This is a genomic window from Falsiroseomonas oryzae (assembly GCF_027856955.1).
Taxonomy (GTDB): domain Bacteria; phylum Pseudomonadota; class Alphaproteobacteria; order Acetobacterales; family Acetobacteraceae; genus Falsiroseomonas; species Falsiroseomonas oryzae.
Genome location: NZ_JAPSMD010000592.1, coordinates 1 through 2,644, shown reverse-complemented (window position 1 = coordinate 2,644; position 2,644 = coordinate 1). Strand labels below are relative to the sequence as shown.

Sequence of the window (2,644 nt, the reverse complement as noted above, 5' to 3'; positions counted from 1 at the left end):
GCCGCAGCGCAGGAGGCGGCGGCCGGACGGACGGCCTATGCGCTCTGCCGCCCGCCCGGCCACCACGCCTATGCGGCCCGTGCGGGCGGCCATTGCTACGTCAACAACGCCGCCATCGCCGCCGAGGCGCTGCGCGTGGCCGGCGCCGCGCGCGTGGCGGTGCTCGACATCGACAGCCACCACGGCAACGGCACCCAGGGCATCTTCTGGAAGCGCGCCGACGTGCTCACCGTCTCGGTCCATGGCGACCCGAACGCCTACTACCCCTGGTTCGTCGGCCATGCCGGGGAGCGCGGCGCGGGGCCGGGCACCGGCTGCAACCTCAACCTGCCGCTGGCGCAGGGCACGGGCGATGCCGGCTGGCTGGAGGCCATCGGCCACGGGCTGGACGCGATCCGCGCCTTCCGGGCAGAGGCGCTGGTCGTCTCGCTGGGCTTCGACGCCAGCGAGCACGAGCCGCTGGGCTTCCTGCGCGTGACGGAGGACGGCTTCGCGCAGGCGGCCCGGGTGGTCGCGGGCCTCGGCCTGCCGGTCGCCCTTGTCCAGGAAGGCGGCTACAACGTCGAGGTGATCGGCACCCTGCTGGCGCGCTTCCTCGGCGCCTGGGGCGGTTAGGCCGGGCTCGCCTCGCGCCGCCGCGCGCGCAGCCCGGCCAGCCCTGCCAATCCGAGCCCGAACAGCGCGAGCGCCGCCGGCTCCGGCACCGCGGCAGGAACGAGGCGGAAGCCGTCGATGGTGAAGCCCGCCTGGCCGGGATTGTCCGCAGCAAATTCGAAGACGCCGTCCGTGCTGTCGAAGGCGCTCAAGAGGAAGGGAACCGGCAGCCCGGCATCGGCGGGCCCGAAGACCGATCCGGTCGAGTCGTACAGCTCGATGATCGCGACGCTCGGCACCTGCCCGTTGATCGGGGCGCCGTTCATTGGGAAGCCCCGGATGGCGAGGACATCCGTCGTGTCGTTTTTGATCCCGACCCGCCCGTCGGTCGAGGTTGCCGTGTAGCTGCCGAGGGTGATGCTGAAGGCCGTGATCGCGGCGTAGTTCGCGGCAGTCGCGTCGGAGCCGCCGCCCGCAGGCGTCGCGGTGTCCAGCGTGAAGGAGCCGCTCACCGCCTGCCCGATCGCAATGGTCGGCCCGACATTCACGGCGAAGTTCACCGTGCCGGTGAAGGCGTAGGTCTGGATCGCCGCCTGGCCCGGGGTTGCCCAGGCCAGGCCCAGTGCCAGCGCCATCGCGGCGGAAGCTGTTGCGCGTGCCATGTGCGGTCTCTCCCCGCGGATGAGGTTTATTGCGGAGGAGGATAGCTACGGCGCTGCGATGGTGGAAAGCCCGTCGCGCCGCAAGGAAAGGTTGCTTTGTCCGCCGGAAAATCCAACCCTGGGTTCCGTGACGCCGATTGCTCGGATCCCGACCTTCGCCTTCAGCGGCATCGAGGCCGTGCCCGTCGAGGTCCAGGTGCAGATCGCCCCCGGCCTGCCCGCCTTCCTCGTCGTCGGGCTTCCCGACAAGGCGGTGGCGGAAAGCAAGGAACGGGTGCGCGCCGCGCTGACGTCCATCGGCCTCTCCCTGCCGCCCAAGCGCGTGCTGGTGAACATGGCGCCGGCCGACATCGCCAAGGAAGGCAGCCACTTCGACCTGCCCATCGCGCTCGGCGTCCTGGCCGCGATGGAGATCGTGCCCCGTGACGCGGTGGCGGAATTCGCGGCGCTGGGTGAGCTGGCGCTGGACGGCACGCTGGCACCGGTGGCCGGCGTGCTGCCCGCCGCCATCGCCGCCGGCGCGCGGGAGCTCGGGCTGGTCTGTCCCGGCCAGCAGGGGCCGGAGGCCGCCTGGGCCGGCACCGTGGAGGTGCTGGCCCCGCACGACCTGCCCGCGCTGGTCAACCACTTCACCGGCCGCCAGCTGCTGAGCCCGCCGCAGCCCCCGCCGCTGGATGCCGAGCCCTGGCGCGGCCCCGACCTGGCGGAGGTGCGCGGCCAGGAATCCGCCAAGCGCGCGCTGGAGATCGCGGCGGCGGGTGGGCTGAACCTGTTGATGGTCGGCCCGCCCGGCGCCGGCAAGTCCATGCTCGCCGCGCGCCTGCCCGGCCTGCTGCCCGACCTGACGCCGGCCGAGGCGCTGGAGGTGTCGCTTGTCCATTCCGTCGCCGGGATGCTGCAGGGCGGCAAGCTGATCCGCCGCCCCCCCTTCCGCGACCCGCACCACTCCGCCAGCGTCCCCGCGCTGGTCGGCGGCGGGCACCGCGCGAAGCCGGGCGAGATCAGCCTGGCGCATCTCGGCGTGCTGTTCCTGGACGAATGGCCGGAATTCCCGCGCCCCGCGCTGGAGGCGCTGCGCCAGCCCATGGAGACGGGCCGCACCACGATCAGCCGCGCCAACGCGCATGTCTCCTACCCCGCGCGCTTCCAGTGCGTGGCGGCGATGAATCCCTGCCGCTGCGGCTACCTCGGCGATCCGTCACGCGAATGCGCGCGGGCGCCGGGCTGCGGGCAGGAGTACCAGATGCGCCTCTCCGGCCCGCTCCTGGACCGCATGGACATCGTGATCGAGGTGCAGCCGATCGCCGCCGCGGAACTCGCCCGCGCGCCGGCGGGCGAGAGCACCGCGACCGTCGCCGCCCGCGTCGCCGCGGCGCGCGACCGCGGCC

At 73.3% G+C, this 2,644-nt stretch carries 3 protein-coding genes; 2 read left to right on the top strand and 1 reads right to left on the bottom strand.

All coding sequences use genetic code 11. The features are described 5' to 3' along the window. Positions 1 to 615 (top strand): histone deacetylase family protein (locus OZN99_RS29315; protein WP_270938750.1); only part of this gene is annotated, 615 nt, incomplete at its 5' end. On the opposite strand, the gene OZN99_RS29310 is transcribed toward OZN99_RS29315, so the two are convergent. Next, positions 612 to 1,256 (bottom strand): PEP-CTERM sorting domain-containing protein, encoded by a 645-nt coding sequence (locus OZN99_RS29310; RefSeq protein ID WP_270938749.1) that lies wholly within the window; start codon positions 1,254 to 1,256, stop codon positions 612 to 614. The two genes, OZN99_RS29315 and OZN99_RS29310, sit on opposite strands and share 4 nt — an antisense overlap. A gap of 127 nt (positions 1,257 to 1,383) precedes the next feature. Between OZN99_RS29310 and OZN99_RS29305 the strand changes: the two genes are divergently transcribed. After that, positions 1,384 to 2,644: YifB family Mg chelatase-like AAA ATPase (locus tag OZN99_RS29305; RefSeq protein ID WP_270938748.1), on the top strand; the 1,261-nt coding region annotated here is incomplete at its 3' end.